We start from the raw sequence: 24825 nt of genomic DNA on the forward strand, positions 1-24825 counted from the left end.
GGTTTTACCTTTAATTAATAGCTTGTTCTCTTATTAATCGCTGCATGGATTACCAAAATATCTAATACAGAAGACCGGCATACATAAACTATTGTATTTCTCAATAAACAAAAACAACTTAACATGGTAAAATAATAGTTGGATGGGAGTCCAATACATATTATTAAAATTAAGATGGTTCAAGTCGGAGGAAGGCACCTTAGGGTGTCTTTTTCTTTTTTAAAATGACAGTTTTGACTTAAAGAAGATACATTTTCAATGGATGATTCCCATGAATATATAAATAAAGTTTATCCATTGATAACTAAGTTGAAAGTGGAAAATATATTGTAATAACAATTTTACTTCTTCTATTTTCATGAATATGTATAATTACATAAAAATTCAAGGGAAAAGAGAGTATACTTTCTTATTGTGTAATAAAGATAAGGCCTGCCTACGGAAATAGGTGGGCTTTTTTTACATATGAAGAAAAGACACTCACATGAGTGTCTTTTCAATAGTTTTTTAGCAGAAGCAAGCAGCTCCAACGATGATTAATAAAATAAACAATACAACTAATAAAGCAAATCCTCCGGCGAAGCCACAGCCGCCACAACTACCACCAAAGCCCATAACAGTTCCTCCTTTTAATAGGAGGAGAAAAACAAAGGTTCACTCATGTGTTTTAACGGATTCCATTTACTTTATGCTTTTACGAATGAATGGAGCAGGTCCTTTTCAAAATAGATTTATTTATTCTTAGAAAGAGTTCAAGGGCAAAATAGGAGAATCTATATTATTCATTAAGAGGGGATAAGTGGAAAATAAAATATCCAAAAATACAGATAGAAATCCGCTTTTATACCTTTCATTAAAATAATACTAGCATTATATATTATAAGGAATACTTGTCCTTAATTGTAAATGAAAGGGGGGAATTGATATGAGTTATGGCTATGGTCATCCTCCTGGAAGATGTCATAAACATCACAATGAAACTTTGTCAACGGGTGTATTACGTAGACATTCCGCTACTTTATTTCTTACTGTGGAAGCTATGAATGTTGATCCAGATAATACTTATACAGTAACTGTTGAAATGTTTGATTGGTCATCAGGTTCTCCGGTATTGTTACCATTAGTAGACCCTTCAACACAAACATTGGCACCTAATCGACGTGTTACTTTTCGTTCAGCAGCTCTTCCTCCAGGAGTTTTTGCTTATGAAGTAAGAATCATTCGTTCGAAAGATAGAGATGTTGTTACGAATGTTTTTGGTCTTAGTGCAATAGTATTTAACCCACAAGAAGGAAATAATGTTTTACAACATGATTTAGCAAAATTAGATCTTAAATAGCTTTTATAAAAGTTTATTTATTGGACAAGATTAAAAAAGAGTAGGATTACATCCTACTCTTTTTTAACATCAATTATATTAAAATTTTAAAAGAAATCCTTCATCATTTTCACATCTTTAATATTCACTGTCACACCTTCAACCTTATCCTTCTCCTCATCTTTAGCAATCGTAATTTTCTCCTTATTATCAACCCATACAAGAAATTCTTCTTTTGCGTCATCTTTATATGTAACGGTAATAGTAGAATGTGCAGATTCTCTCTTTTTTTGATCTAAAGTGATTGTTTTAGGTGTTCCATTTTGAACTGCTGAAACGATAGATTGTATCATTTCTTCGTTGTCTGTTTGAGATTTTGAAACGTTGTTATTTATTGTGCTAAGTATTTCAATGTCTGTAATATTTGCGGATTTTAATTGAAAGGTAGTTTGTGTATGTTCTTGCTTAGCTTGTGAAGCTTTATCTGTAGCCGAGGTGCTTGTACATCCTATTAAAGTGAAAGATAGAGCGGTTAGAGCGCATATAGATATGATTTTTTTCATAGTATCCCTCCTTAATTTTAATTATAACAATTTTCTGTTAATTTAGGTAGTTATTGTAAGGGGATTTATTCTACTAGTTTTGGGATAGAGAAAATTCAAGAGGAGGTTAATCGTAAATAATAACCATCAGGGTCTACGATACGAAAATCCTTCATTCCCCAAGATTGCATTTTAAGGTTAGATTCCACTGGATAATTTTTTTCTAATACATGTTGGTATATTTGTTCGATATGATCAAAAACTATGATAATCTCAACACCTTTACCTTTTGGATTAAGTCCATCTGTTTTTAAATAATGATTTTCATTAAGAATATAATCAGGGGTCAATAATAAAGAAAAATCCCCTAGTTTAATCATTGCACCAGTTGTATTCTTTTTTGAGAATACAAGGGTAAGGATTTCCTCATAAAAACGAATAGACCTTTGCAAATCTTCTACAAATAACTCTAGACGAAAGTGCATATGTACTCTCCTTCTCATTTTTTTTCAAATTTTATGTTTAACATTTCGAAAATGGGTGTACTACATATAATATAACAAATAATTCATTTTAAAGGAGGAAGTTAAAGATGGAAACGAAGTATAGTAAACCTTTTGTATATGAATTTATTACGGAGAAAGAGGTCATGAATGCGGCGAATGATCTAGTGAAGAAAGGAATAGACCAAAAAGATATTTACGTATTAACACACGAGAAAGAAAGGACAGATAGAATCGCAGACAATGCAGACGTAAATACAATTGGTATAAAAGAGGAGGGGCTTGGGACAAGCATTATTAATGTCTTTCAAAAAACGGGAGATCAGTTAAGAAATAAGATGCAGGAGTTAGGGCTTAATGAGGAAGAAGCAAACTTTTACGAAGAAAAGCTAGATGAAGGGAAGATCTTGTTATTCGTTAAAGATTTAGAAAGAGTTGGTGAATGGTTACAAGAAAGAAGATGCACGTATTCTATTTAAATTTGTATCCTTTATATCTATAAATCTATTACGAAAAGGAGATGGAAAATATGAGTGAGAGCGGGCTAAAAGAACAAATTACGGGTAAAGTTGAAAAGAAAAAGGGGCAAGTAAAAGAAGGAATTGGTGAAATTACAGAAGATAGAGAGTTGAAAAATGAAGGGAAGTGGGAGAAGACGAAGGGAACGATAAAAGAAAAAGTCGGAAAAGTGAAACAAAAGATAAGTGATGGGTTGGATCATAAAGAATAATACATGTTTATCAAGCTTTGGTTACATACCAAAGCTTGATAAACACAATATAAAAACAATATAGGAGGGTTAATTGTGGGACTTATTATTACGTGTATTGTAGGTGGACTTATTGGGGCGTTAGCTGGAATGATTACGGGAAAAGACTTTCCTTTAGGTATAGTTGGTAATGTGATTGCTGGATTAATCGGATCTTGGGTAGGTAGTGCATTATTTGGTCATTGGGGTCCTGAATGGGGAGGTATTTTCGTTCTTCCAGCGTTATTAGGTGCAATTGTCTTTATTTTAATCGTTACATTCTTCTCTAGAATGCTACGGAAAGCTTAAGTATGATAATGAATAGTAATCTTAAGTTTATTATATATAGTTATAAAGTGAATGAACTGATAAAAATACATAAAAAAGCATCCAAATTAGTTTAATTGGATGCTTTTTTAATGTAATCTGCATAGGAATGAACGGGGGATGAAGGTCCCCCGTTCATTGAAATTACACTTTCTATTATGTATTAAACCACCGTTACTTTTTCACAATTATTTATTCTTACGACCTGCCGTGGCTCTATATGAGATAAGTCCTCGTTATTACCTATATCAACTACAATTGTATTCGTTAGTATGTTAATAATGGAACCAACTAATTTTGTAGCATGATCGTGTCGATAAGAAAATTGAACAAAATCTCCCTTTTTAAAGTTGTGCTCTTCCATAGATAGATCCCCCTAAAAATAATGTTTATACATTATACATACACAAATTTACAAGGTTTAAACATTTAGTAGTATTTTTTAAGAGTTAAGCCGAGAAAGGTGTAGAAAATTTATTTATAATAAAAATAAAAAAATATGTTTAAAACCAATTTTTATGGGTAATTAAATAGTAAAAGTTTGAGATAAGGGGGCGGAAATAATGAATTTGGCAATACATATTTTGCGAAATGATTTAGGGTATACGGTACAACTTAATGGTGAAATTGATGCATATACGGCATCAGATTTGAAAAATAAGATCATGCCTATTGCAAGAGAGAAAGAGGTTCATATTGTAGTAGATTTTCATAAGGTAGATTATATGGATAGTACAGGCTTAGGTGTTTTTATAGCGCTATTAAAAGCAGTTAAGAAAAATGATGGAAAACTAGAGTTTATTGGTGTATCTAAAAGGTTAAAAAGATTATTTGATATTACAGGGTTAACAGAAATATTAAATTTGAATTCCGATTTTGAAAAAGTAGAAAGAAGGTGACTAGGGATGATGGAGAGATTTGAAAAGATAGAAATGAAAATTCCTGCAAAGGCAGAATATGTGGCTATTATTCGTTTAACAATGGCTGGTGTTGCGAATCGAATGGGCTTTGCTTATGACGATATAGAAGATATGAAAATTGCTATTAGTGAAGCATGTACAAATATTGTACAACATGCATATAAAGAAGACGTTGGAGAAATTGCAATTGTCTTTGGGCTATATGAAGATCGATTAGAAATTATGGTTGCGGATAATGGGGTTAGCTTTGATTTTAATAACTTAAAAAGGAAAGTTGGTCCGTATGATATTAATAAGCCGGTAGAACATTTGCCGGAAAATGGTTTAGGTTTATATTTAATCAATACGTTAATGGATGATATACAAATTATGCATGATGAGGGCATGACAGTTTTAATGACAAAATATATACAAAGAGAGCAGGTGGAGAATGATGGAAATCCAATCTCAACCTACAACTCTTTCTAAAGAAGATGTTATTAAACTCATTGCAGAATTTCAACAAAACCAATGTGATGAAGCACAGGAAAGGTTAGTTGAGCACTATAAAAATCTCGTATATTCCATTTCATATCGTTATTCAAAAGGTGGGCCGATGCACGAGGATATTATACAAGTAGGCATGTTAGGGCTCTTAGGAGCAATAAGAAGGTATGATTATTCGATAGGGAATGCTTTTGAGCCGTTTGCAATACCAACGATAGTAGGGGAAATAAAGAAGTTTTTACGTGATAAAACTTGGGGCATTCACGTTCCAAGGCGAATTAAAGATTTAGGCGGGAAAATTAAACTTGCGATAGAGGAGTTAACAGATCACCTGCAACGTTCACCGAAGATTATAGAGATTGCGGATCATTTAGGACTATCCGAAGAGGAAGTGCTAGAAATTATGGATGCGAAAAATAATTATCGAGTATCTTCCTTAGATGATGTAGTCGAAAATTCATCTGATGGAAGTTCGGTAGCGAGAATTGAATCTGTAGGTGAAGTAGAGCAAGGATATGAAGAGACAGAAAGGCGTCTCGTTTTAAAGGATATTTTTAACGTATTAAATGATACGGAAAAGAGTGTTATTCATTATATATTTGGAGAAAATTTAAATCAAAAGGATACAGGGGAACGGTTAGGTATTTCACAAATGCACGTTTCTCGTATTAAAAGACAAGCGATAAGTAAATTGAAGCAGGCAGCATTTTTAGATACATAAAAATTTTAAAGAATTATGTTTAAAACATGAGAAAAGGGGTAGTTATTAAGTATAGGAGGAGATAGTAAATGTCACACGATGTGAAAGAACTAATCGAAGGATTGAATGAAGATTTAGCAGGAGAATACGCAGCAATTATTATGTATAACCATAATGCAGCTACAGTTTCTGGTATATATAGACAAGTGTTAAAACCTTTCTTTGAATCTGAAATTAGTGATGAACAAGGACATGCCCTATATTTAGCGGAGAAAATTAAGACGTTAGGTGGTACACCTACTACAATCCCTTTACGAGTGAAACAAGTAGAAGATGTGAGAGAAATGTTAGAAGAAGCTAGGAAGTCAGAATATGAAACAATTAAGCGTTATGAAAAGCGAAAAGAACAGGCAGCAAAATTAAATATGACAGAGTTAGTTGTAAAGTTAGAAGATATGATTGCAGATGAAACAAATCATATGGAAGAATTGGATCGTCTTTTAAATGACAAAGCAATGGTGCTAAATTAAAAGTGGAAATAATTTATAGAGTGAAAGAACAAACTCTCATCTCTGGGGGTTTGTTCTTTTGCTGTATAAATGTGTTTGAGTAGGAAATTTTCATTTTATAACTGAGTATGTAATACTAGAAAAATAGAAAATGATAATCGATTTACATTTTAAATAAGAAAAGGGGAAATAACTTGTGTCCATTTTAATTGTAGATGATAATCCGGTGAACATCTTTGTAATTGAAAAAATTTTGAAACAAGCCGGATATCAGGATCTTGTATCGCTGCATTCTGCACAAGAGCTTTTCGAATACATACAGTTTGGAAAAGATTCTTCCAGGCATAATGAAATAGATTTAATCCTATTAGATATTATGATGCCTGAAATTGATGGACTTGAAGTTTGTAGGCGATTACAAAAAGAAGAGAAGTTTAAAGATATTCCTATTATTTTTGTAACAGCTTTAGAAGATGCGAATAAATTGGCCGAAGCGCTTGATATAGGGGCAATGGATTATATTACGAAACCTATAAATAAAGTTGAATTGTTAGCGCGTATGCGTGTAGCATTACGCTTGAAATCGGAATTAAATTGGCATAAAGAACAGGAAGAAAATCTTCGGAACGAACTAGATTTAGCTACACAAGTACAAAGAAACTTATTAAGTTGCCCATTAAGAGAAGAACATATAAAAATTGAAGCAAGTTACTTACCTTCATTCAAACTAGCAGGAGATATGTATTATTGGTATAAAATCGATGAAAACCGCTACGGTATTATATTACTAGATGTGATGGGACATGGTGTATCTGCTTCATTAGTTTGCATGTTTATTTCGTCTGTATTACGTGAAACGATTAAATGTTTAATCGATCCAGAACTCGTTATGAAAGACTTAAATAAATATATGACTCTTTTACATAATGAGAATGACAATATTCCATATTATTTTACAGCGATATACTTAGTTGTTAATACAGAAGATAGAACGATTGAATATGTAAATGCAGGACATCCTTCTGGATACGTTTTAGTTGATGAAACGAATGTAGTGGAACTAAATCGCGGGAGTTGTGCGGTAGGATTTTTTGATGAAATAAAAGTTAAAAAGACCGTTATACCTTTTGAGAAGAACGCCCAAATCGTATTGTTTACAGATGGTGTTCTTGAAGCAATTGCAAATGATGAATTTGAGGCTGAAGAGAAATTACGTACTTTTACAGAAAGAAAATGGGGAGAGTTAGAAGAAGAGATAGAAGGGTTTTACAAGGAAGAACAGAAGAAAGCGCAATCAGATGATATGTGTCTCATTATGATACAAACGAATGCGAAATAAAAAGCGTATGAAATCCAAACAGAGGATTTCATACGCTTTTATTGTATTTTTTGATAGATTTGTTCGTTCGGATTAAATTGGATATAATGCGGCATTATATTTGAAAAACGAAGAGTTTCTTTATTTCCTAAACATAGGAATCCATTGTGACTTAAACTTTCATAAAAGAGTTGCTGTACTTGGTTTTGAAGTTTACTCGTAAAGTAAATTAAAACGTTACGGCAAAGTATAATGTGAAATTCGTTAAAAGATTGATCAGTTACTAAATTATGCTGTGCAAAAATAATGTTTTGTAACAGTGACGGATTAAAATAAGCAAAGCGACTATCCGTTGAATAATAGTTAGAAAATGCTTGTGTACCGCCAGCTTGTAAATAGTTTTTCGTATAAGTTTGCATTTTATTTAATGGAAGAATACCTTGTTTTGCTTTTTCTAATACATTTGTATTCATATCTGTTGCGTAAATAACAGCTTTTTCACTTAATCCTTCTTCGTGAAGTAAGATGGACATTGATAATACTTCTTCCCCAGTTGCACATCCAGCATGCCAAATTCTAATTTCAGGATGCTTTCTTAATTCAGGAATAACATGCTCTCTTAGCGCCTTAAAAAAGATAGGGTTGCGGAACATCTCAGTTACATTGATCGAGAAATCATTTAATAACTGTTCTAAAACCCCTTCCTCATGAATTACTTTTTCAATTAATTTTGAAATGGTAGGGATATGAGAGAGCTGCATTCGATTACAAATCCGTCTATAAATAGATGTGCGAGCATATTGGCGAAAATCAAATCCTGATAGTTTAAATACCGCTTCTAATAGTAAGTCAATTTCTAAGTTCGTGCGCTTATCCGTATCTACTGATGGATCAAAATTATAATACTTATTTTCCACTGAAACAAAACCTCACTTATTTTATTAACCATACACTCATTACCGAATAGAGTTGATGTAAATTTAATGGTTTACTTATATAATCTGAAGCGCCAGCAGATAAACATTTTTCCTTATCATTTGGCATTGCTTTAGCAGTTAATGCGATAATAGGTATTTCATGTAACCCTAAATTCATTCGGATATGTTCCATCGTTTCATAACCGTCCATATTTGGCATCATAATATCCATTAAAATAAGGTCGATATTTGTATTGTTTTTTAGTATTTCTAAACACTCTAGGCCGTTTTGTGCAGTAATGATATTGGCATGTTGTTTTTTTAATGCATTTTGTAATGCAAATATATTTCGATGATCATCATCGACAATTAAAATGGTTTTCTCTTGGAAGACGTTATTAGTTTCTGGAATCACGATAGTCTCCTCAACAACTTCAGCAGGAATAACTTCATCTACCGTTGCTGCGACTTCTAAATTGGATAACTGTATATCATGTAATCCATTTGGAAGGTTAGGAATATATACTGTAAAAGTACTGCCTTCTCCTACATGACTATCTAACGTAATCCAACCACCTAACAATCTAGCAAACTCTTTACAAATAGATAAACCTAAGCCTGTACCACCATACTTTCGAATTGTTGCACCATCTGCCTGTTGAAAGGCTTCGAAAATAAGTTGATGCTGCTCTTTAGCGATACCAATACCAGTATCTTTTACCGAAATTGTCATCCAATCATTACTGATAGACTGCATATCATGACTTAAATTAGTTGTTTCTATTGAATCGAAATGTAAAGAAACGGATCCTGTTTCCGTGAATTTAAATGCATTGGATAATAAATTTTTAATAATTTGTTCAATCCGTTTTGCATCTGTATAAAACAGATCAGGAATGGTGTCACTGTCTTCAACAGTAAATTCTACATTTTTTTGTGCAGCGATATGTAAGAAGTTTTGCTGCATACTTGCTGCCATATCACTTATGTTCGTTGCTTCGAAAATGACGTCTAGTTTTCCAGCTTCTACTTTAGATAAATCAAGTATGTCATTAATTAAAGTAAGCAAATCTTTTCCTGATGAATGAATAACGGTTGCTAATTCAATTTCATCATCGGATAAATGATTATCATGATTTTCTCTTAACATTTCAGATAATAGTAAAATACTATTTAACGGTGTGCGTAATTCATGTGACATATTTGCTAGGAATTCTGATTTGTATTTTGAGCTACGTAACAACTCGCTTGCTTTTTCTTCTAATTCTAATTTAGTGATTTGTAAGTCAGCTGTCTTTTGTTCAGCTTCTTCAGTTCTAGTTTCTAATTGTTCATTCGTTGTTCGTAATTCTTCGGCCTGCATTTGGAGTTCTTCCGCTTGTGTTTGCAATTCTTCTGATTGAACTTGCAACTCTTCCGTCATTGCTTGTGATTCATGTAAAAGAGTTTGAATTCGCATACGTCCCATAATACTATGGATTGTTAAACCTAGATTATCAACAGTTTGTTGAATGAAATCTTGATGTAAGTCTGAGATCTCAGTTACACTTACTAACTCCATTACTGCAATTACTTCATCTTCAAATAAGACAGGGATGACTAGTATATTTTTAGGACGTATTTCTAATAATCCAGTAGTAACGTAACGAAACTCTTTGGGTATGTCCCTAATAATAAAACTTTTCTTTTCTAAAGCAGACTGTCCAATGAAACCTTCACCCATTTTAATGGATTGTTTTCCAATATCAACACCTTGATCGGCGAAAGAAGCTTTTTTCACATAGTAGACAGCTTCTTCAACTTCTTCACGTACATAAAATGCACCGCAAGAAGTTTGCGTTTTTTGTATAATTCCACTCAAAATTTTGTTACCTAACATTTCAATAGAAGATACACCTTGATACATTAAAATTAATTCTGCAAGCTCAGTTTGCAACCACTCTCTTTTCGATATTTCGTCTAGTAGGTGGTTCGTTGTATGAGCAAGATCTTTTATTTCGTCATGGGTGTTTACATGAATTCTTTCCGTAATTTTTTCTTTAGAAGAAATGGATTTAATAGCTTGAATTACATGTTTAATCGTTTTTGTAATGGAATTCGAAATATAGAGTGAAACGATAATAGAAATACAAGAAAGTAAGAACAATAAACTGTATAACCAAATCTCTAATTTATTATTTTCAGTATCTAATTGTGCAGCTCTTTTTTTCGTTAATTGCTCCTCTACACTACGGAAGTCAGTTAGCTGCGACTGTAATGACTGAATTTGAGTTGTGTCGATTGCTTGTATGTTATTACTAGTATTGCTTGTAATTAGTGGGTGAATCTCTTTATTTATCCAACTAGTAATGTTTTCGTTAATCTGTCTTAATTTTTCTTGCTGAGAGGGGTTATCCTCTAATAGAGCAAAAAGATCATGATAATGTTTTTCGTAATCCTTTTCCGTAGCGTTAAGGGATTGAACATAATTTGCATCATTAGAAGTGATAAAGCTTTTCGCTTTATTTTCAATTGTTAGCAATTCTTTTTCCACTTGATTCGTTAAATTAAGAACTTTAAAATCGTGATCAATAATAAAATTACGAGATTTTTGTAAATTAGAAATCTCATTGTTTAGCATAATGAAAGAAATAAGTAAAAACAAAATGATAACTAAATAACCAGCCATAATTTTGTAGCGAATACTAAATTTTGCTTCCGATTTCATTAAAAATTCCTACCTTCAAGGTTATTAAAAGTTTTCTATTTTAAAGAATGAAAAACGTAATATATATTATATCAGTTTTCATAGGGCCAAACTAGAAATCCCCCTATTGTATTAGGGGGCTCGTTTGGAATAGAGGAAATCATTTTGAAGTATAAAACGATATATGAAAAGTAACGATTGAGGGAATAGGGGGATAACAAAACTTTTAAGAAGGAAAGAGTGTTCTTAAAGCTTTTTTTGCATCTATTCCTTCAAAGATAAATAATACAAGTTCTTTCTTTTTGACAGTAAGGAAAAAGGATACTAATGTGCTTAAGTTTTTAATAGAAGTAAGTGTTCCATGTTTACTTATAAATACATTCGTTTGAAATGTTGTCATTACAGCATAAAAATGATGAATCTGCGTTATTGTAGGTGTTTCATTATAAAGAATAGTAGTAGAGTGAATGGCATTCATCGTAATATTCCTTTCCATATAATAAGCATAACAATATAAACATACCCGTTTTAAAAAATGTTAAACATATAAATAAGAAAAAATATAATTATAGTTTTTTACGTTTAGAAAGAGTTACGGAGGGTATACATATACTACAAAGAGATTGACCGAAGATGAATTGTAAGGTTTTATACTTTTACTTTAAATAAAAAGGAGACTGTTACATATGGATAAAATGATAACGGATATTACATTTGATTTCATTTACTTGTTAAGTAGTTCTCTTGTAATTCTTTTATTGTTAGCGTTTTTCGTAAATGGTTATGTGAATAAAAAAATTAGTGTATATAAAAACGAAGAGTAATAAAGAAGCATTATATAAAACTTTAGGAGGTTAATAGTTATGAATATGGATAGAAAAATAGTAGGTGTTTTTCAAAAAATTGATGATGCGGCACTCGTTATTAATGAATTAAAGGAAAAAGGATACCCGGCAGATAACATTTCAGCTATTGCGAAAGATCAAAAGGAAATTGAACATCTGGAAGAAAAATCAGGTGAAAAAGTGAATCATGAAACTGCGCATAAAGCGGATATCTTTTCAGCAACAGGGCTTGTAGCAGGAGGAGTAGCAGGTGGACTCGGTGGTTTATTAACAGGTCTTGGTGTACTTGCCGTATCTGGACTGGGCCCAATTGTAGCAGCAGGACCTATCGCAGCAGCTATTGGAGGGGCCGGTATTGGCGGAGGAGCTGGAAGTTTAATAGGGGCATTTATCGGCTTAGGAATCCCTGAAGAACATGCTAAAAAGTATGAAGAATATATTTACGATGGAAATATATTAATTTTAGTAGATGCAAAATTAGATGATAAGTTAGAAATCTATAAAATATTTGATAAGCATCATGCTTATAACTCTGATTTCTTTAAATAAAATGTAAACAAAGTAAATATCGTTTTTTGGTCTTACAACTTTGGCGCGACCGAGGAGTCGTATGACTATAAGAGAGGAAGGGCTTATAGTAAAAGATCAAGTTCTATTACGTTATTTTAAAAGGAAAGAGGTGTCTATTCGTGATTGTAAAAATATTAAAAGATAGTAGTAATAGTTTCCTTTGTACAGTTCAAAATAAAAATGGAGATCAGTATGTGAAGAAATGGTTTCGTAAACATGAAAACAATGAAGAATTAGGACGACCAACTTTTAAAGAAGTAGAACGCGACTGGAAAGAAAATAGGGAATCGTTTATATATCCTAATGTTAAAGCACTTTATTAAACATAATAGGCATTTTATTCTTACAAAACTGTCACATTCCTGTAAGGTAATTCAATAGATTCGTTGCTTGTTCCATGTCATAATAAAGACATAAGAAAGCTTATTCAAACTACAACTTATTAGGAGAGTGTCAGTCATGATTGTAACAACAACGTCTGGAATTCAAGGTAAAGAAATTATTGAGTATATCGATATTGTAAATGGTGAAGCTATTATGGGTGCAAATATTGTCCGCGATTTATTCGCTTCTGTTCGTGATGTTGTCGGTGGTCGTGCTGGTTCTTACGAAAGTAAGCTAAAAGAAGCTCGTGATATCGCAATGGATGAAATGAAAGAACTTGCAAAACAAAAAGGTGCGAACGCTATCGTTGGCGTTGACGTAGATTATGAAGTTGTTCGTGATGGAATGTTAATGGTTGCTGTAAGTGGTACAGCTGTACGTATATAAGTAAATAAAAAACAGGCTCACCCCTTGAAGTTTATGCTTTGAGGGGGTTTTTTTATTTTTCTTTTGTTCATGACTAAAGTTAAAATAGAGAAGGGCCGACGTACTAACTCGCTTATTTCAAATGTAGTATATTATTTCCAAAGATGAAAGTAATAATATGGAAAAATATATTTAACGAAGATGTTAACTTTATGACAAATAATAAAATTGCTATTTGATGTACGGAGAGAATGAGTGGTATGAATAATTTTAGAGAGTGTATAGTTGATAGAAATAAACGATGGAGCATGTAAAGAGTTATATTACATAAAATTTATAAAGAATTGGAGGCGGTTACAATATGTTTTGGTTAGGGTGCTTTTTAGGATACATTGTAGGTTCCGTTATTACATGTGCGTTACTTTACTTTGGATATCGATCTAATGAAAATAAAAAAGCGGATATGCAAAAGGGGAAGGAGAGGAAAATCAATAAAAAAGGTGTATAGTAGGCGAAAGGTAAGGTGATAGTGTTGATACAAAAATAAAGAACAGTACATATTGTATATGACTACTATGTACTGTTCTGCTTATTCTTTTTGGATTATGAGAAGTTGTTTCCTGTCTTGCTATAAAATTCATAGGCAAAAAAACCAAATAAATAGCCGATTCCGGATCCTAAACTAATGGAAAATAGTGAGAAATCCGGGAAAAACATGCCGAAAATCAAACCGATTATACAGCCAACAAGCATTCCTATAGGTATTAAACTGTCTAATAACAGTTGAGCCTCTTTTGATTTTTTCTTACCCAATTTGCCGTGCTTATATTTATGTTCCAATCTTTTTATTACAAATACTACAATTCCCCCGACTAGTATAATAGGCCAAATTGCCGTAAGTAACCACATGTTAGAGTCTCCTTTCACCTTTTAACATAATTATACTAGATATTTACAATTAGAAGTTTCTAAACGTACTATCTAGTCTATTTAAAAGGCCAATCAAAAAGACTCCTTCAATTGTATTCAATAACTCGTCAAAAACACTTTCCCTTTCGTTTTTTTAGCAGACTGCACAACATCAACCGCTGTTTTCACATCTGCTAAGTCATATGTAGAATGTACTTTCATAAAACGTAATTGCTTATTTTCTACTAAGTGAATTAAATGACGGAACGTTTCTTGCCATTTATATGGTGACACTTCTTTATTCCAATGTCGTAAATGAAATATGTTCGCGTGCACTTTTGCTTTCGTGACAATTTCTGCCCAGTTAACTTGTACACCTGATAGAAGACCAATCGTTAAAAAGTGCCCGTTTGGACGTAAGGAGAAAGCTAATTCATTTCCATCCGGTCCCCCGATAGAATCAATTGCAGCATTTGCACCAATCCCGTTTGTTAATTCCATAACGGTTTCATAAAGCGGGGCGGTGGAAGTATCAATTACATACTCGGCACCAAGGCGCAGTAACTCTTCTGTATGCTTATTATTTCTTGTAACAGCAATTAATCGGAAGTTTAAAATTTGTGATAACTGTGCAAATAGATGACCAATAGCGGATCCGCAAGCATTCACTAATAAAATGTCATTACTCTGTAAGTTTAACGTTTCTGTACAAGTAACCCAAGCCGTAAGTGGATTAATATACATTTGTGCCGCTGTGAAATCGTCAATGGATTCCGGAATAGGGACTACAAAATCAGCTGATGTCTTCACATACTCCTGCCAAGTACCTTCTCCGCGTAACGGTAAAACACGTTTACCGATAAGGTCTCTCGTAACGCCCGCACCTATATCTTCTACAATACCAACACCTTCATAACCAGGTATGTTAGGTAACGGAATTCTATGTGCGTACGCTCCCGTGATTGGAATTAAGTCAGATGGATTAATTGGTCTAACTAACATACGAACGAGAACTTCATTCTCTTTTAATGGTTCTATATTTTTATATTCCACTTGTAATACATCTTTTGGGTTGCCGAACTTGTGAAATTGAATGTGTTTTCCGTGCAAGATAAATGATCCCCCTTAGTTTGATTGGGTTTATTATAGCATTTTCAGCTTGGTTATTTACTTCGTTAAATATATAGGGAATAGAAATTTAAAAAAGGGAATAAACACGAAGAACTAGCCAAACAAAAACTAAAGTTAAAGGCACCCGAAAGAGTGCTTTTATTTTGTTTTTACAAATATAATTTAAAGATTATACATAAATGGGGGATTCAGCATGAATAAAAAGATAATCTGGGGAATTTTAGGGGTTATTGTAATCATCATAGCTCTTGTGAGTATGAACGTATTACAGGAAAATGCTAAAGAAGCAAAAGAAAAAAAGGAACGTGAAGCTAGATATGTTCAAGCGGCAGCGGAATTTTATTATAATATTGAACTAATGGGGTTTGTTGCTACTTTTGTTTTACCGCAATATTCCGAGGTTTGGTCTAAAGCTATTGATGATCGCCGAGACTTTAACGTAGCTATTCATGCTAAGAGAAAATCTCTAAATTCAATGGTGGCTCAATCTTCTGTAATATATAGCGATATGGAAGATCAATTAAAAACAGTGTCTGAAGCTGCAAAAGAAAATCCAAATAAGTACAAAGAACTTTATGATGAATACAAAAAGATGTACGGCACTATTACATCTTTAAAGGAACAAACAGAATCACCTAGTGGGACTCTGGTGACATTTAACCAAAATGCAAATATGTTACTCCAAGAATACAAGAAATATAAAGGGAATATAGAAGTGGCTGTATCTGAGGATATAAAAAATGAAGTAGAGGAGATAAAAGAAAAAAATAAAAAATAATTACAAAATAAAACATATGGCTTAAAAAGAAAAATTATTAATTCTATTATATAGTTAAAGCTTTAAAAGTTTGTGATGGAGGTATTCTAAATGAAGCTATTTAAAGGAAAAGTTGTTTGTCCAAGGTGTGATGGAAATGGTCTCGTTTATAAAGCAGAAATTAAAGATATAAATAAAGTTGTATATGTTTGTGATGAATGTGACGCAACGTGGTTTCGGAATGACAGGTTTGGAATGGATAATTTTGTGGACTATGAGACGTTTCTTGAGGAGAATTCATTGTCTTATATGAAGGCGAATGTTATTCATTTAGGCTATGATTGGTACGAAAGATAGTAAATTTTTCAAAAGCAAGAAGCTACTTGAAAAGTAGCTTCTTCTATTTTTTATTAAGCCGAAGCTTTCTTCATTCTCTCAAGTAAACTAGATAACACATGCGTACGATACGATTCTAGTTTTTTACCTTCATAAGTACGGATACCTAATTTTTTAAGTTCTTTTACATACCAACCTTTGCTTCCGAAATACATGTGATCGCTCCCCTTCAACTTTGTTTTTACCCCGCATTAACGGGCAGTAAGACTCCCACCTTGAAATTGGGCTATGAAGCAAAGCAGTTAGGTGGGAGATCAACTGCCCGTAAATGCCCGATTGGTTCAACTAATAATCATTTGGGATGAAAAGATTCCCCAATGATTAAAGTTTCACTTTATCTGTTCTGATTGCATATGGAGGTACAGGATAATAATGAAGGAAATGAATTTCGCGCGAAAATGGTTAACTTTGTTGCAAAAGACATATATACTAAGGATAGTATATAACGAGGTGGGCAAGACGTGATTATAGAGAAGCACGAAATTCAAATTGACCAAATTACGAGCGGTAAAGTGAATATCTTTACTTTCTATCGAAATAGAAAGCAAATTGATGATCATTTTTTACGATTGCAAGAACCATCGCTTACAGCAAACTACTTCTTCCATTTCCATTTTGATGCAGAGAGCTTGCATCTACTGCAGAAAGAGTTTCCAAGCGTATATCCGTACGACGGTAGTGAAACGATTCACGACTGGACGGAAAAGATGAAAGCAGAATTGCAACATCAGATCCAAACAGGAAAATGGAATAAACGCGTACGTATCGGTAATCGCATTCTAGATGTGGTGTTTACGTGGTGTGACGAAGATATAGTAGAGTGAAAAAGAAGCGGATGACGCTTCTTTTTTTAGCGCTGGAATAAAACGAGCTTACCTGCAGTAGATGTGCAGCGATGTGTTTTTTCATACAATCCTTTTTCTCGTAAAATAGATTTACCTTTTGCTTTCGCTTCTTTTTCAGTTGCCGCCTCGAATGATTCGTCTAATGCTTTAGAACCATCTTTTTCAAAGACTGTTAGAACGTATACTCCCATGAAAATTCCCTCCAATAATAAAAATCAGAATCTTATAACTATTTTGGCATAAATCACTAGAATATGCAAAGAAATATATGACATTGCGTGGTAAAATAAAGTGAAACTTTAATCTTCGGGGAGTCTTTTCATCCCCGAAGATTATTAGCCTTCACCAATCGGGTATTTATGGGCAGTTAACCCTCAGATTAGCTTCTTTGTCTACTGCCCGTTAATACGGGATAAAGGGGAAGTTTTATGGACACTAGATTTACTATTCGTAGTAAAGTACGGAAAAAGAAAGGATCGTTATTTGTGAAACAAGTGAAGTTTATACATGCGGCTGATTTGCATTTGGATAGTCCGTTTAAAGGGATGGAGATGAATGTACCGCAGTCTGTTTGGGAGAGAATGAAACAAAGTACGTTTGAATCATTCGAACGTATTGTTGATAAAGCGATTCAAGAGCGCGTTGATTTCGTATTGCTAGCCGGGGATTTGTATGATGCGGAGACGAGAAGTTTGAGGGCGCAAGTGTTTGTGCGCGAACAAATGAAGAGACTGTCGCAGTACGATATCCCTGTTTTTATTATTCACGGTAACCACGATCATTTAGGGGGAAGCTGGGCAGCAATTGAGTTTCCGGAAAATGTTCATGTGTTTACGGAGCCTTACGTAGAAGAGAAATCATTTTATAAAAATGGTGAGTTGTTAGCTTCTATTTACGGTTTTAGTTATTTGCAACAAGCGGTAACGGATAATATGACAGCGCAGTATACGAAAATGAGTGATGCGCCTTTTCATATTGGTATGCTTCACGGAAGTGTGGAAGGAGATGCAGAGCATAATCGCTATGCACCGTTTCAAATTCGTGAGTTGAAAGAAAAACAGTTTGATTATTGGGCTCTTGGCCATATACATAAACGTGAAATTTTATCAGAAGAGCCGTGCATTATTTATCCAGGGAATATACAAGGGCGTCATCGTAAGGAAATGGGCGAGAAGGGTGCGTACCTGATTGAACTTACGAAACAAGGAACGCAATGTTCCTTTTTCCATACGGCAGATGTTGTATGGGATGAAATCGAAGTCAATATTGATGGACTTGAAACTGTTGATGACCTTATGACGGCAGCATCAACTATGATGAATGAGTGCCGGAGAGAAGAGGAAGGTACGTTACTAACTGTTGTATTTACAGGACAAGGGCCACTTTCTCCTTATTTACGTGATGAAAAACGCGTAGAAGAGATTTTTCATATATTAGCATCTGGCGAAGAACGAAAAGATTTCGTATATGCGATGAAGTGGAAAAATGAGACGGTTTCGTTTGCAGAAATTGAGCTTTTGAAAGAAGAAAATCATTTCGTCGGTAGTGTGCTAAAGGAGTTAGAAGCTTTCACAAATATGGACGGAGTATTGCGCACCATTTGGACATCTCCTGTAGCACGTAATAGTATTGAATCTTTTACAGAGGAAGAGAAGAAAGAGATTCAGAAGGAAGCGGAAAATATTATTTTAGAACAATTATTCCAGCAAGAGAGGGATAAAAAATGAGAATGGAAAAACTCTATATTTATGGGTACGGAAAATTAGAAAATGTGGAAATGGATCTTTCAACGCTGACGGTGTTATACGGTGAAAATGAAGCGGGAAAATCGACAATTCGCTCGTTTATGAAAAGTATTTTGTTCGGCTTTCCGACGAGAGGACAGCGCCGTTATGAGCCGAAAGAAGGCGGCAAGTATGGCGGAGCAATTACTGTACAAACAGAGAAATACGGCCGTTTGAAAATTGAACGATTGCCAAAGACGGCCGCTGGCGAGGTGACCATTTATTTTGAAGACGGGAAAACGGGCGGCGAAGAGATTTTACACGATATATTAACCGGGATGAATGAAAGCTTATTTGAATCGGTCTTTTCTTTTGATATGCACGGTCTTCAAAACATTCATCAGCTTGGCGAAGCGGATATCGGCAATTATTTATTTTCGGCAAGTGCGGTCGGAAGCGATGCGTTATTGCAACTCGATAAAAAGCTAGAAAAAGAAATGGATCAGCGTTTTAAACCGAGTGGGCGTAAACCAGAGATTAACGTGTCACTGCAAGAGATGAAGAAACTGGAAGAGAAGATGAAAGAGTGGCAAGGGTAACTAACTGTTACGATTTATTTAACCAATTATAACGAAAGTTAATTAAATATATCAGTAAGCCCTGCTAGTCAAGTGATTGGCTAGTAGTGAGGGTTAACTGCGGGCAATCCCTAAAGCTGATTGAACTACAACGTGGCTAGAAATGGTGAGCGTGAATGTCGCGAAAGCAGAAAAAATCAATCAGATGGTGCAAGGTTAAATCCTAAACACTAGAACAATGGGTCTTCCGCCTCGAATCATCTAAGTCAAAAGTGATAAGATGAACGTTCAACGACTATCTCGTATAACTGACGAGAGTACACCACAAGCCTATGGTGGTGGAAAAATCCTCTATCTCTAAAGAGATAAACATATAGTCTGCGCTCATGTGAAAACATGAGAAGTTCATAAGAGAACTGGCTAAGGAATTGCGCCCTTAGTTGAACGAGATACATTTAATTAAATCTATCAAACCTCATTGAATATATAGAACGTATGTGCTATGGTGGTTTCAATGAGGTAAGAATAATAATGAAATTTTCACGAGTTAGTCAAGTATCAGAATTAACAGGTTTGCATCCGAGTGCTCTCAGGAGAATGCTGGTGGAACACGCTACTATTCAGAAGAACAAATCTTTCATTAAAGGAGTTACATTCTAATGATATTGGCGAAGAAAGTTAGACTGATTCCAACGCCTGAACAAGAACAAGTGCTTAGAAACCATGCCGGTGCTGCAAGATTCGCTTATAACTATTGTAAAAGAATGAGTGATAGATACTATAAGCTATTTGGAAAATCTGTTTCACAGTTAGCTTTACAGAAACGATTTACAAAGATCAAGAAGCGAAAGAGATATGAGTGGTTACATGACATCAACGCACAAGTTCCCAAACAGGCTTCAAAAGATTTTGATAAGGCGAGAAAACATTCGTTCAAAAAGTACAAAAATGGGTATCACACTTCTTATAAATCAAAAAAAGATTTAATCCAAGGATTTTATGCCAATTATGAAAGGCTGATTATAGGAAAGAAAGTCGTTCATATTCAGTCTATTGGAGAAGTGAAAACAAGCCAACAACTACCAAGAAACAAAAAACCATCAAATCCAAGAGTTACCTTTGATGGTCGTCACTGGTGGATTAGTGTAGGATTCCAAGAATCCTTTGAATCACAAGAACTAACGAATGAGTCGATTGGTGTGGATGTTGGTTTAAAAGAGCTGTTAGTAGCTTCTAATGGTACGAAAGAACGAAATATAAACAAAGATGCCAAGGTTAAAAAACTTTTGAAAAGGAAAAAGTCAGCGCAAAGAGATATGTCTAGGAGATTTAAAAAAGGTGTAAAAACTCAATCTGCCGGATATGAAAAAGCGAAAGCTGAGCACCTGCGGTTATCTAGGAAAATTAAGAATATCCGAAATAACCATATCCATCAAGCAACAGCTAAATTGGTGAAAACCAAACCAATGAGGATTGTTGTGGAAGACTTATCTATCTCAAACCTGTTAAAAAACAAAAAACTATCGAAAGCATTTTTATTTCAAAAATTAAACTTCTTCTTTCAATGTTTATCATACAAGTGCGAGAAGTATGGCATTGCGTATGTAAAAGCTGATAAATGGTTCGCCTCAAGCAAGATTTGCTCATGTTGCGGCGTGAAATACGACCATTCCGTTCAACCAGAAGGACAGTGGAGTTTAAAAATACGTGAGTGGCGTTGTGTTCCATGCAATAGCCATCACGATAGGGATTTGAATGCTTCGATAAATTTATCAAGATGGGTAAAATAAATGCTTGATAATAGGAGGTAACGATACTGCCTCGTGTGGAGTGTTAGACCCCTCGTCCCTTCGGGGCTGCGAGAACACTTTGAAGCACTAACTTGTGTAAATTTGATTGAATTGTATAGATTTAGTTAAGTTTATCGTATCGGAAAATTGGCACGTATGAAAAGCAAGTGGAGCAGTTGAAAGAAAGTGAAGAGAAACTAGCGTCTGTTCGTACAGAAAAAGAGAGTGCAGAAAAGCGAAAGCAAGATTATGAAATATTAGCAGCACTAGAACCTCTCGTTATTGAAAAGCGTGCGCATGAGAAAGTGCTAGAAAACGAGAACGGGCAATTTCCGGTAAACGGAATGGCGCGCTATGAAGCAATTAAGGCGAAGATGGAGCCGCTCCAATTACAAGTTGATTCGCTCCATAAAAAAATAGAGACAGTGCAATCAGAAATAGAATCGATTCAAATAGATGAAGAGTTTTTACAAAAAGAAAGTTATATAGAAGAACTTCGTATGCAGCATATGTCGTATGAAAATGCACGCCAAGAAATGCGTGATATGACAGGAAGTATTGCGAATATAAAAGAAGAAATCGCAGAACTAGAGCAACAAATTGGTGCTACTTTTGAAAAGGAAGCGGTTCTTGCGTTTGACATGAGTTTGGCAACGAAAGAATTAATTACGCAAACCGTACAAAAAGCACGTGAATTAGAAACGCAAAAAGCACAGCTTGATGATCATTTTAAAGTAGCGCAGGAGCAATTAGAAGAACAAGAAGAAAACATAAGACAAATTCAGAAACAAATGTTAGCGGATGAAGAGCGAAATACGTTAGTTGAGAAAGAAAAGTCATTCCAAGATGCGGCGTTTATCGGTATGGGCGCTGAGCGAATGAAGCGCAAGTATGAGGAAAAAGCAGGAGCCGCTATGCAAAAGAAAAAGCAGTGGCAAAGAGTTTGTCTTCTTTTACTTCTTATTAACACAGGCGTTTTATTCACAAGCTTATTTATAGATAACCGAGCGCTTTTATTTATTAGTGTCATTGTTTTTGTAGGGATTGTTCTTGCTCTCGTTTTATATAAAGATCCATCAAGTGGATTACAAGAAGAGCTTCTTACTCTACAGCAAAGTGCTGGCGGGAGACAAAGTGAAGAAGCGATGTCTGTGCGATACCAGTTAGAAAAAGACGAAGAGATTTGTAAGTTATTTGAGCGTGAGTCATATAAGTTGCAGCAAATGGAACGTGTTTATGATAAAGTCGTTTCATCGTATGAGGAATGGGAGAGAGAAACTTTCCGCATCAGTGAACAAGTAGATGCATATAAAACGCGTTATATGTTCCCTGAATTTTATACGTATGCACACATATTGCCGGCGTTTGAGCGTATGGAAAAAATGCAGCAATTATATCGTGAATTAGAGAAGCAAAGCGCGCGAAAATCTTCATTATATGAAATGATTTCGCAATTTGAACATAAACTAGAAACTGTTATCGGTAGTGCGGAGTATAATAAGCTACACGAGGCACAAAGTCGTATGCAAAATGAGAAAGAAAAGCGCCAAACTTGTAAGCAGTTAAAAGAAAAACTGGCGGAATGGCAAGAAGAATATGAGTTTATGCAAGAACAATTAAAGCAACTACTAGTAGAACGAGATGGTTTATGGCATATTGCAGAGTCTACAAATGAAGAAATGTTTTTAGAAGCAGGTAAACTAGCGGAAAAACGTGAAGATGCAGAGAAACAAGTTGGGCGTTTATTACCGCAAATTGATCTGTTAGAACAGCGTTTAACGAGTTTATCATTAGCTGAACATTACGAAGCTGACGGTTATGATGAAAAATTAAAGCAAGAACTGATAGCCGCGCAAAAATGTCTGGCACAAGAAAAAGAATTGACAGAGCGTATTGCGAAACATCGTATGGAAATTGCGAATTTAGAAGAAGGTAGTACGTACGGTGATTTACTACACGAATGGGAAATGAAAAAAGCGCAAGTGCGTGAACAAGTGAAGAAGTGGGCTGCTTATGCGGCCGCAAAGACAGTGTTAACGAAAACGAAGCAATATTATCATGAAGTACATCTTCCTCGTATTTTACAAAAATCAGAAGAGTATTTCGTCTATTTAACGGGCGGACGATATAGTAAAATCTTTTCACCGTCAGAGGCGGAGCCGTTTATTGTGGAGCGTAACGACGATATGCGTTTTTATAGTCATGAACTAAGCCAAGCGACAGCTGAGCAGTTGTATTTATCGCTGAGATTTGCGTTAGCAAAAACATTTGAGCATGATTATCCATTTATTATTGATGATAGTTTCGTGCATTTTGATGTGGTAAGGACGAATCGGACGATTGAACTTATAAAGGAAATTGCAAAGGATAGACAAGTGATCTTCTTTACATGTCATGCGCATTTACTCGCGTATTTTACAGAAAAACAGATTATAAAATTAACGCATAAGCGTAAAGAAAATGAGTTGTAGTGTGCTATACTAAAAGTAACTGATTTGGTGGAGGAATTCGAATGAAAAAGAAAATTGCAGAGTATGAAGTTGGTGAACAAGTCGATATTTTCTTGTTAATTAAAACAGCGACAAAAGGTATCGCAAGCAATGGAAAGCCATTTTTAACAGTAATCTTACAAGATCCAAGTGGAGATATTGAAGCGAAATTGTGGGACGTATCACCAGAAGTTGAGAAACAATATGTAGCGGAAACAATCGTGAAAGTGGCTGGAGATATTTTAAATTACAAAGGACGTATTCAATTACGTGTGAAACAAATTCGTGTTGCGAATGAAAATGAAGTTACGGATATCTCAGACTTCGTAGAAAAAGCACCAGTGAAAAAAGAAGATATGGTTGAGAAAATTACGCAATACATATTTGAAATGAGAAACCCGAACATTCAACGTCTAACAAGACATTTATTAAATAAGCATCAAAACGAATTTTTAGACTATCCAGCAGCGACGAAGAACCATCACGAGTTCGTATCTGGACTAGCTTATCACGTCGTATCGATGCTTGATTTAGCGAAAGCTATCTCAAATCTATACCCATCATTAGATAAAGACTTACTTTATGCAGGCGTTATTTTACACGACCTTGGTAAAGTAATCGAATTATCTGGCCCAATTTCTACAACGTATACGTTAGAAGGAAATTTACTAGGCCACATTTCGATTATGGTGAACGAAATTGGGAAAGCAGCAGACGAGCTGCAAATCGATGCAGAAGAAGTATTAATTCTTCAACACATCGTCCTTTCTCACCACGGAAAAGCAGAATGGGGTAGTCCAAAACCACCATTAGTAAAAGAAGCAGAAATTCTGCACTACATCGATAACTTAGATGCAAAAATGAACATGATGGACCGCGCATTAGGACGCACGAAACCAGGCGAATACACAGAACGTGTCTTTGCTCTTGATAATCGTTCGTTCTATAAACCGACGTTCCATAATTAATAGTGTGAATTGAATGGCCTCATTAAGTGTTAAAAGCTTAGTGGGGCTGTTTTTTATTGAAAATGAAATGAAATAGTTAAAAAGATAGTACAGGATTTT

At 34.5% G+C, this 24825-nt stretch carries 32 protein-coding genes and 1 pseudogene; 22 read left to right on the top strand and 11 right to left on the bottom strand.

The window, feature by feature from the left end:
* Window positions 1-507 precede the first annotated feature (507 nt).
* The gene (locus EKQ63_RS06645) at window positions 508-615 is read right to left on the bottom strand and encodes a YjcZ family sporulation protein (RefSeq protein WP_000505670.1); all 108 of its coding nucleotides are present in this window, start codon (window positions 613-615) and stop codon (window positions 508-510) included.
* A gap of 310 nt (window positions 616-925) precedes the next feature.
* On the opposite strand from EKQ63_RS06645, the gene EKQ63_RS06650 reads away from it, so the two are divergent.
* Complete coding sequence (locus EKQ63_RS06650) at window positions 926-1339, top strand: hypothetical protein (RefSeq protein ID WP_088327695.1); 414 nt, start codon at window positions 926-928, stop codon at window positions 1337-1339.
* Between the two features lie 86 nt (window positions 1340-1425).
* On the opposite strand, the gene EKQ63_RS06655 is transcribed toward EKQ63_RS06650, so the two are convergent.
* Both EKQ63_RS06655 and EKQ63_RS06660 read right to left on the bottom strand, forming a co-directional pair.
* Window positions 1426-1881: a hypothetical protein gene (locus tag EKQ63_RS06655; protein ID WP_143880888.1), complete on the bottom strand. Its 456-nt coding sequence runs from the start codon at window positions 1879-1881 to the stop codon at window positions 1426-1428.
* 95 nt (window positions 1882-1976) lie between these two features.
* The gene (locus EKQ63_RS06660) at window positions 1977-2345 is read right to left on the bottom strand and encodes a VOC family protein (RefSeq protein WP_000545706.1); all 369 of its coding nucleotides are present in this window, start codon (window positions 2343-2345) and stop codon (window positions 1977-1979) included.
* A gap of 107 nt (window positions 2346-2452) precedes the next feature.
* Here EKQ63_RS06660 and EKQ63_RS06665 point away from each other — a divergent pair, with 107 nt between their 5' ends.
* The 3 genes from EKQ63_RS06665 (at window position 2453) to EKQ63_RS06675 (ending at window position 3420) form a co-directional block, all read left to right on the top strand.
* A complete protein-coding gene (locus EKQ63_RS06665; protein WP_000448809.1) occupies window positions 2453-2842 on the top strand; it encodes a YflT domain-containing protein in 390 nt (129 codons plus the stop codon).
* A gap of 50 nt (window positions 2843-2892) precedes the next feature.
* Window positions 2893-3093, top strand: a complete 201-nt coding sequence (locus tag EKQ63_RS06670) for a CsbD family protein (RefSeq protein ID WP_143880889.1) — start codon at window positions 2893-2895, stop codon at window positions 3091-3093.
* 75 nt (window positions 3094-3168) lie between these two features.
* The gene (locus EKQ63_RS06675; protein ID WP_000522903.1) at window positions 3169-3420 is read left to right on the top strand and encodes a GlsB/YeaQ/YmgE family stress response membrane protein; all 252 of its coding nucleotides are present in this window, start codon (window positions 3169-3171) and stop codon (window positions 3418-3420) included.
* A 181-nt stretch (window positions 3421-3601) separates the two neighbouring features.
* Here EKQ63_RS06675 and EKQ63_RS06680 read toward each other — a convergent pair whose 3' ends face one another.
* Entirely contained in the window at window positions 3602-3802 is a 201-nt protein-coding gene (locus EKQ63_RS06680) for a methyltransferase (protein ID WP_143880890.1), read from the bottom strand.
* A gap of 199 nt (window positions 3803-4001) precedes the next feature.
* Between EKQ63_RS06680 and EKQ63_RS06685 the strand changes: the two genes are divergently transcribed.
* The 5 genes from EKQ63_RS06685 (at window position 4002) to EKQ63_RS06705 (ending at window position 7392) form a co-directional block, all read left to right on the top strand.
* Window positions 4002-4337, top strand: a complete 336-nt coding sequence (locus tag EKQ63_RS06685) for an STAS domain-containing protein (RefSeq protein WP_143880891.1) — start codon at window positions 4002-4004, stop codon at window positions 4335-4337.
* Window positions 4338-4343: 6 nt separating this feature from the next.
* Entirely contained in the window at window positions 4344-4826 is a 483-nt protein-coding gene (gene rsbW / locus EKQ63_RS06690) for an anti-sigma B factor RsbW (RefSeq protein WP_087951556.1), read from the top strand.
* Entirely contained in the window at window positions 4789-5565 is a 777-nt protein-coding gene (gene sigB, locus EKQ63_RS06695; RefSeq protein ID WP_087951557.1) for an RNA polymerase sigma factor SigB, read from the top strand. The genes rsbW and sigB overlap by 38 nt, the downstream gene beginning before the upstream one ends.
* Window positions 5566-5633: 68 nt before the next feature.
* Window positions 5634-6074: a ferritin-like domain-containing protein gene (locus EKQ63_RS06700; protein ID WP_059304056.1), complete on the top strand. Its 441-nt coding sequence runs from the start codon at window positions 5634-5636 to the stop codon at window positions 6072-6074.
* A 175-nt stretch (window positions 6075-6249) separates the two neighbouring features.
* Window positions 6250-7392, top strand: coding sequence for a fused response regulator/phosphatase (locus tag EKQ63_RS06705; protein WP_087951558.1), 1143 nt, complete (start codon window positions 6250-6252; stop codon window positions 7390-7392).
* A gap of 38 nt (window positions 7393-7430) precedes the next feature.
* Here EKQ63_RS06705 and EKQ63_RS06710 read toward each other — a convergent pair whose 3' ends face one another.
* The 3 genes from EKQ63_RS06710 to EKQ63_RS06720 form a co-directional block, all read right to left on the bottom strand.
* Window positions 7431-8288 carry a CheR family methyltransferase gene (locus EKQ63_RS06710; RefSeq protein WP_087951559.1) on the bottom strand — a complete coding sequence of 286 codons (858 nt, stop codon included), beginning with the start codon at window positions 8286-8288 and terminating at the stop codon, window positions 7431-7433.
* A 16-nt stretch (window positions 8289-8304) separates the two neighbouring features.
* On the bottom strand, window positions 8305-10995 hold the full coding sequence (locus EKQ63_RS06715; protein ID WP_087951560.1) for a response regulator: 2691 nt from the start codon (window positions 10993-10995) through the stop codon (window positions 8305-8307).
* Between the two features lie 205 nt (window positions 10996-11200).
* Window positions 11201-11452 (bottom strand): hypothetical protein, encoded by a 252-nt coding sequence (locus EKQ63_RS06720; protein ID WP_140168617.1) that lies wholly within the window; start codon window positions 11450-11452, stop codon window positions 11201-11203.
* A 208-nt stretch (window positions 11453-11660) separates the two neighbouring features.
* Here EKQ63_RS06720 and EKQ63_RS29825 point away from each other — a divergent pair, with 208 nt between their 5' ends.
* The 5 genes from EKQ63_RS29825 to EKQ63_RS29830 all read left to right on the top strand — a co-directional run bounded on the left by EKQ63_RS29825 (window position 11661) and on the right by EKQ63_RS29830 (window position 13647).
* On the top strand, window positions 11661-11798 hold the full coding sequence (locus EKQ63_RS29825; RefSeq protein WP_000359813.1) for a hypothetical protein: 138 nt from the start codon (window positions 11661-11663) through the stop codon (window positions 11796-11798).
* A 39-nt stretch (window positions 11799-11837) separates the two neighbouring features.
* The gene (locus EKQ63_RS06725) at window positions 11838-12368 is read left to right on the top strand and encodes a general stress protein (protein ID WP_143880892.1); all 531 of its coding nucleotides are present in this window, start codon (window positions 11838-11840) and stop codon (window positions 12366-12368) included.
* A gap of 140 nt (window positions 12369-12508) precedes the next feature.
* Window positions 12509-12712, top strand: coding sequence for a DUF4028 family protein (locus tag EKQ63_RS06730; RefSeq protein ID WP_001970570.1), 204 nt, complete (start codon window positions 12509-12511; stop codon window positions 12710-12712).
* Window positions 12713-12848: 136 nt separating this feature from the next.
* Complete coding sequence (locus EKQ63_RS06735) at window positions 12849-13160, top strand: YbjQ family protein (RefSeq protein WP_000637511.1); 312 nt, start codon at window positions 12849-12851, stop codon at window positions 13158-13160.
* 340 nt (window positions 13161-13500) lie between these two features.
* Window positions 13501-13647: a hypothetical protein gene (locus tag EKQ63_RS29830; protein WP_176364517.1), complete on the top strand. Its 147-nt coding sequence runs from the start codon at window positions 13501-13503 to the stop codon at window positions 13645-13647.
* Between the two features lie 95 nt (window positions 13648-13742).
* On the opposite strand, the gene EKQ63_RS06740 is transcribed toward EKQ63_RS29830, so the two are convergent.
* Together EKQ63_RS06740 and EKQ63_RS06745 are read right to left on the bottom strand one after the other, a co-directional pair.
* Window positions 13743-14048, bottom strand: coding sequence for a hypothetical protein (locus EKQ63_RS06740; RefSeq protein ID WP_087951563.1), 306 nt, complete (start codon window positions 14046-14048; stop codon window positions 13743-13745).
* A gap of 117 nt (window positions 14049-14165) precedes the next feature.
* Window positions 14166-15158, bottom strand: a complete 993-nt coding sequence (locus EKQ63_RS06745; protein WP_143880893.1) for a zinc-dependent alcohol dehydrogenase family protein — start codon at window positions 15156-15158, stop codon at window positions 14166-14168.
* 214 nt (window positions 15159-15372) lie between these two features.
* On the opposite strand from EKQ63_RS06745, the gene EKQ63_RS06750 reads away from it, so the two are divergent.
* On the top strand, window positions 15373-15957 hold the full coding sequence (locus tag EKQ63_RS06750) for a hypothetical protein (RefSeq protein ID WP_087995441.1): 585 nt from the start codon (window positions 15373-15375) through the stop codon (window positions 15955-15957).
* Between the two features lie 90 nt (window positions 15958-16047).
* Entirely contained in the window at window positions 16048-16293 is a 246-nt protein-coding gene (locus tag EKQ63_RS06755) for a 3'-5' exonuclease (protein ID WP_087951565.1), read from the top strand.
* 53 nt (window positions 16294-16346) lie between these two features.
* On the opposite strand, the gene EKQ63_RS06760 is transcribed toward EKQ63_RS06755, so the two are convergent.
* On the bottom strand, window positions 16347-16487 hold the full coding sequence (locus tag EKQ63_RS06760; RefSeq protein WP_000273536.1) for a YflJ family protein: 141 nt from the start codon (window positions 16485-16487) through the stop codon (window positions 16347-16349).
* 306 nt (window positions 16488-16793) lie between these two features.
* Between EKQ63_RS06760 and EKQ63_RS06765 the strand changes: the two genes are divergently transcribed.
* Entirely contained in the window at window positions 16794-17156 is a 363-nt protein-coding gene (locus EKQ63_RS06765; RefSeq protein ID WP_000582785.1) for a hypothetical protein, read from the top strand.
* A 26-nt stretch (window positions 17157-17182) separates the two neighbouring features.
* On the opposite strand, the gene EKQ63_RS06770 is transcribed toward EKQ63_RS06765, so the two are convergent.
* On the bottom strand, window positions 17183-17368 hold the full coding sequence (locus EKQ63_RS06770) for a YhzD family protein (protein ID WP_143880894.1): 186 nt from the start codon (window positions 17366-17368) through the stop codon (window positions 17183-17185).
* A 294-nt stretch (window positions 17369-17662) separates the two neighbouring features.
* Here EKQ63_RS06770 and EKQ63_RS06775 point away from each other — a divergent pair, with 294 nt between their 5' ends.
* The 5 genes and pseudogenes from EKQ63_RS06775 (at window position 17663) to yhaM (ending at window position 24726) form a co-directional block, all read left to right on the top strand.
* Window positions 17663-18904: a metallophosphoesterase family protein gene (locus tag EKQ63_RS06775; protein WP_143881758.1), complete on the top strand. Its 1242-nt coding sequence runs from the start codon at window positions 17663-17665 to the stop codon at window positions 18902-18904.
* Window positions 18901-19497: pseudogene (locus EKQ63_RS06780) on the top strand (AAA family ATPase); the annotation flags it as partial. The gene EKQ63_RS06775 and the pseudogene EKQ63_RS06780, both read left to right, overlap by 4 nt.
* Window positions 19498-20138: 641 nt before the next feature.
* Complete coding sequence (locus EKQ63_RS06785; RefSeq protein ID WP_143880896.1) at window positions 20139-21269, top strand: RNA-guided endonuclease InsQ/TnpB family protein; 1131 nt, start codon at window positions 20139-20141, stop codon at window positions 21267-21269.
* 167 nt (window positions 21270-21436) lie between these two features.
* A complete protein-coding gene (locus EKQ63_RS06790) occupies window positions 21437-23740 on the top strand; it encodes an ATP-binding protein (RefSeq protein ID WP_143880897.1) in 2304 nt (767 codons plus the stop codon).
* A gap of 41 nt (window positions 23741-23781) precedes the next feature.
* Window positions 23782-24726 carry a 3'-5' exoribonuclease YhaM gene (gene yhaM, locus EKQ63_RS06795; protein ID WP_000726639.1) on the top strand — a complete coding sequence of 315 codons (945 nt, stop codon included), beginning with the start codon at window positions 23782-23784 and terminating at the stop codon, window positions 24724-24726.
* The last annotated feature ends 99 nt before the right edge of the window (window positions 24727-24825 follow it).

This window comes from Bacillus sp. BD59S, assembly GCF_007363175.1.
Lineage (GTDB): Bacteria > Bacillota > Bacilli > Bacillales > Bacillaceae_G > Bacillus_A > Bacillus_A pacificus.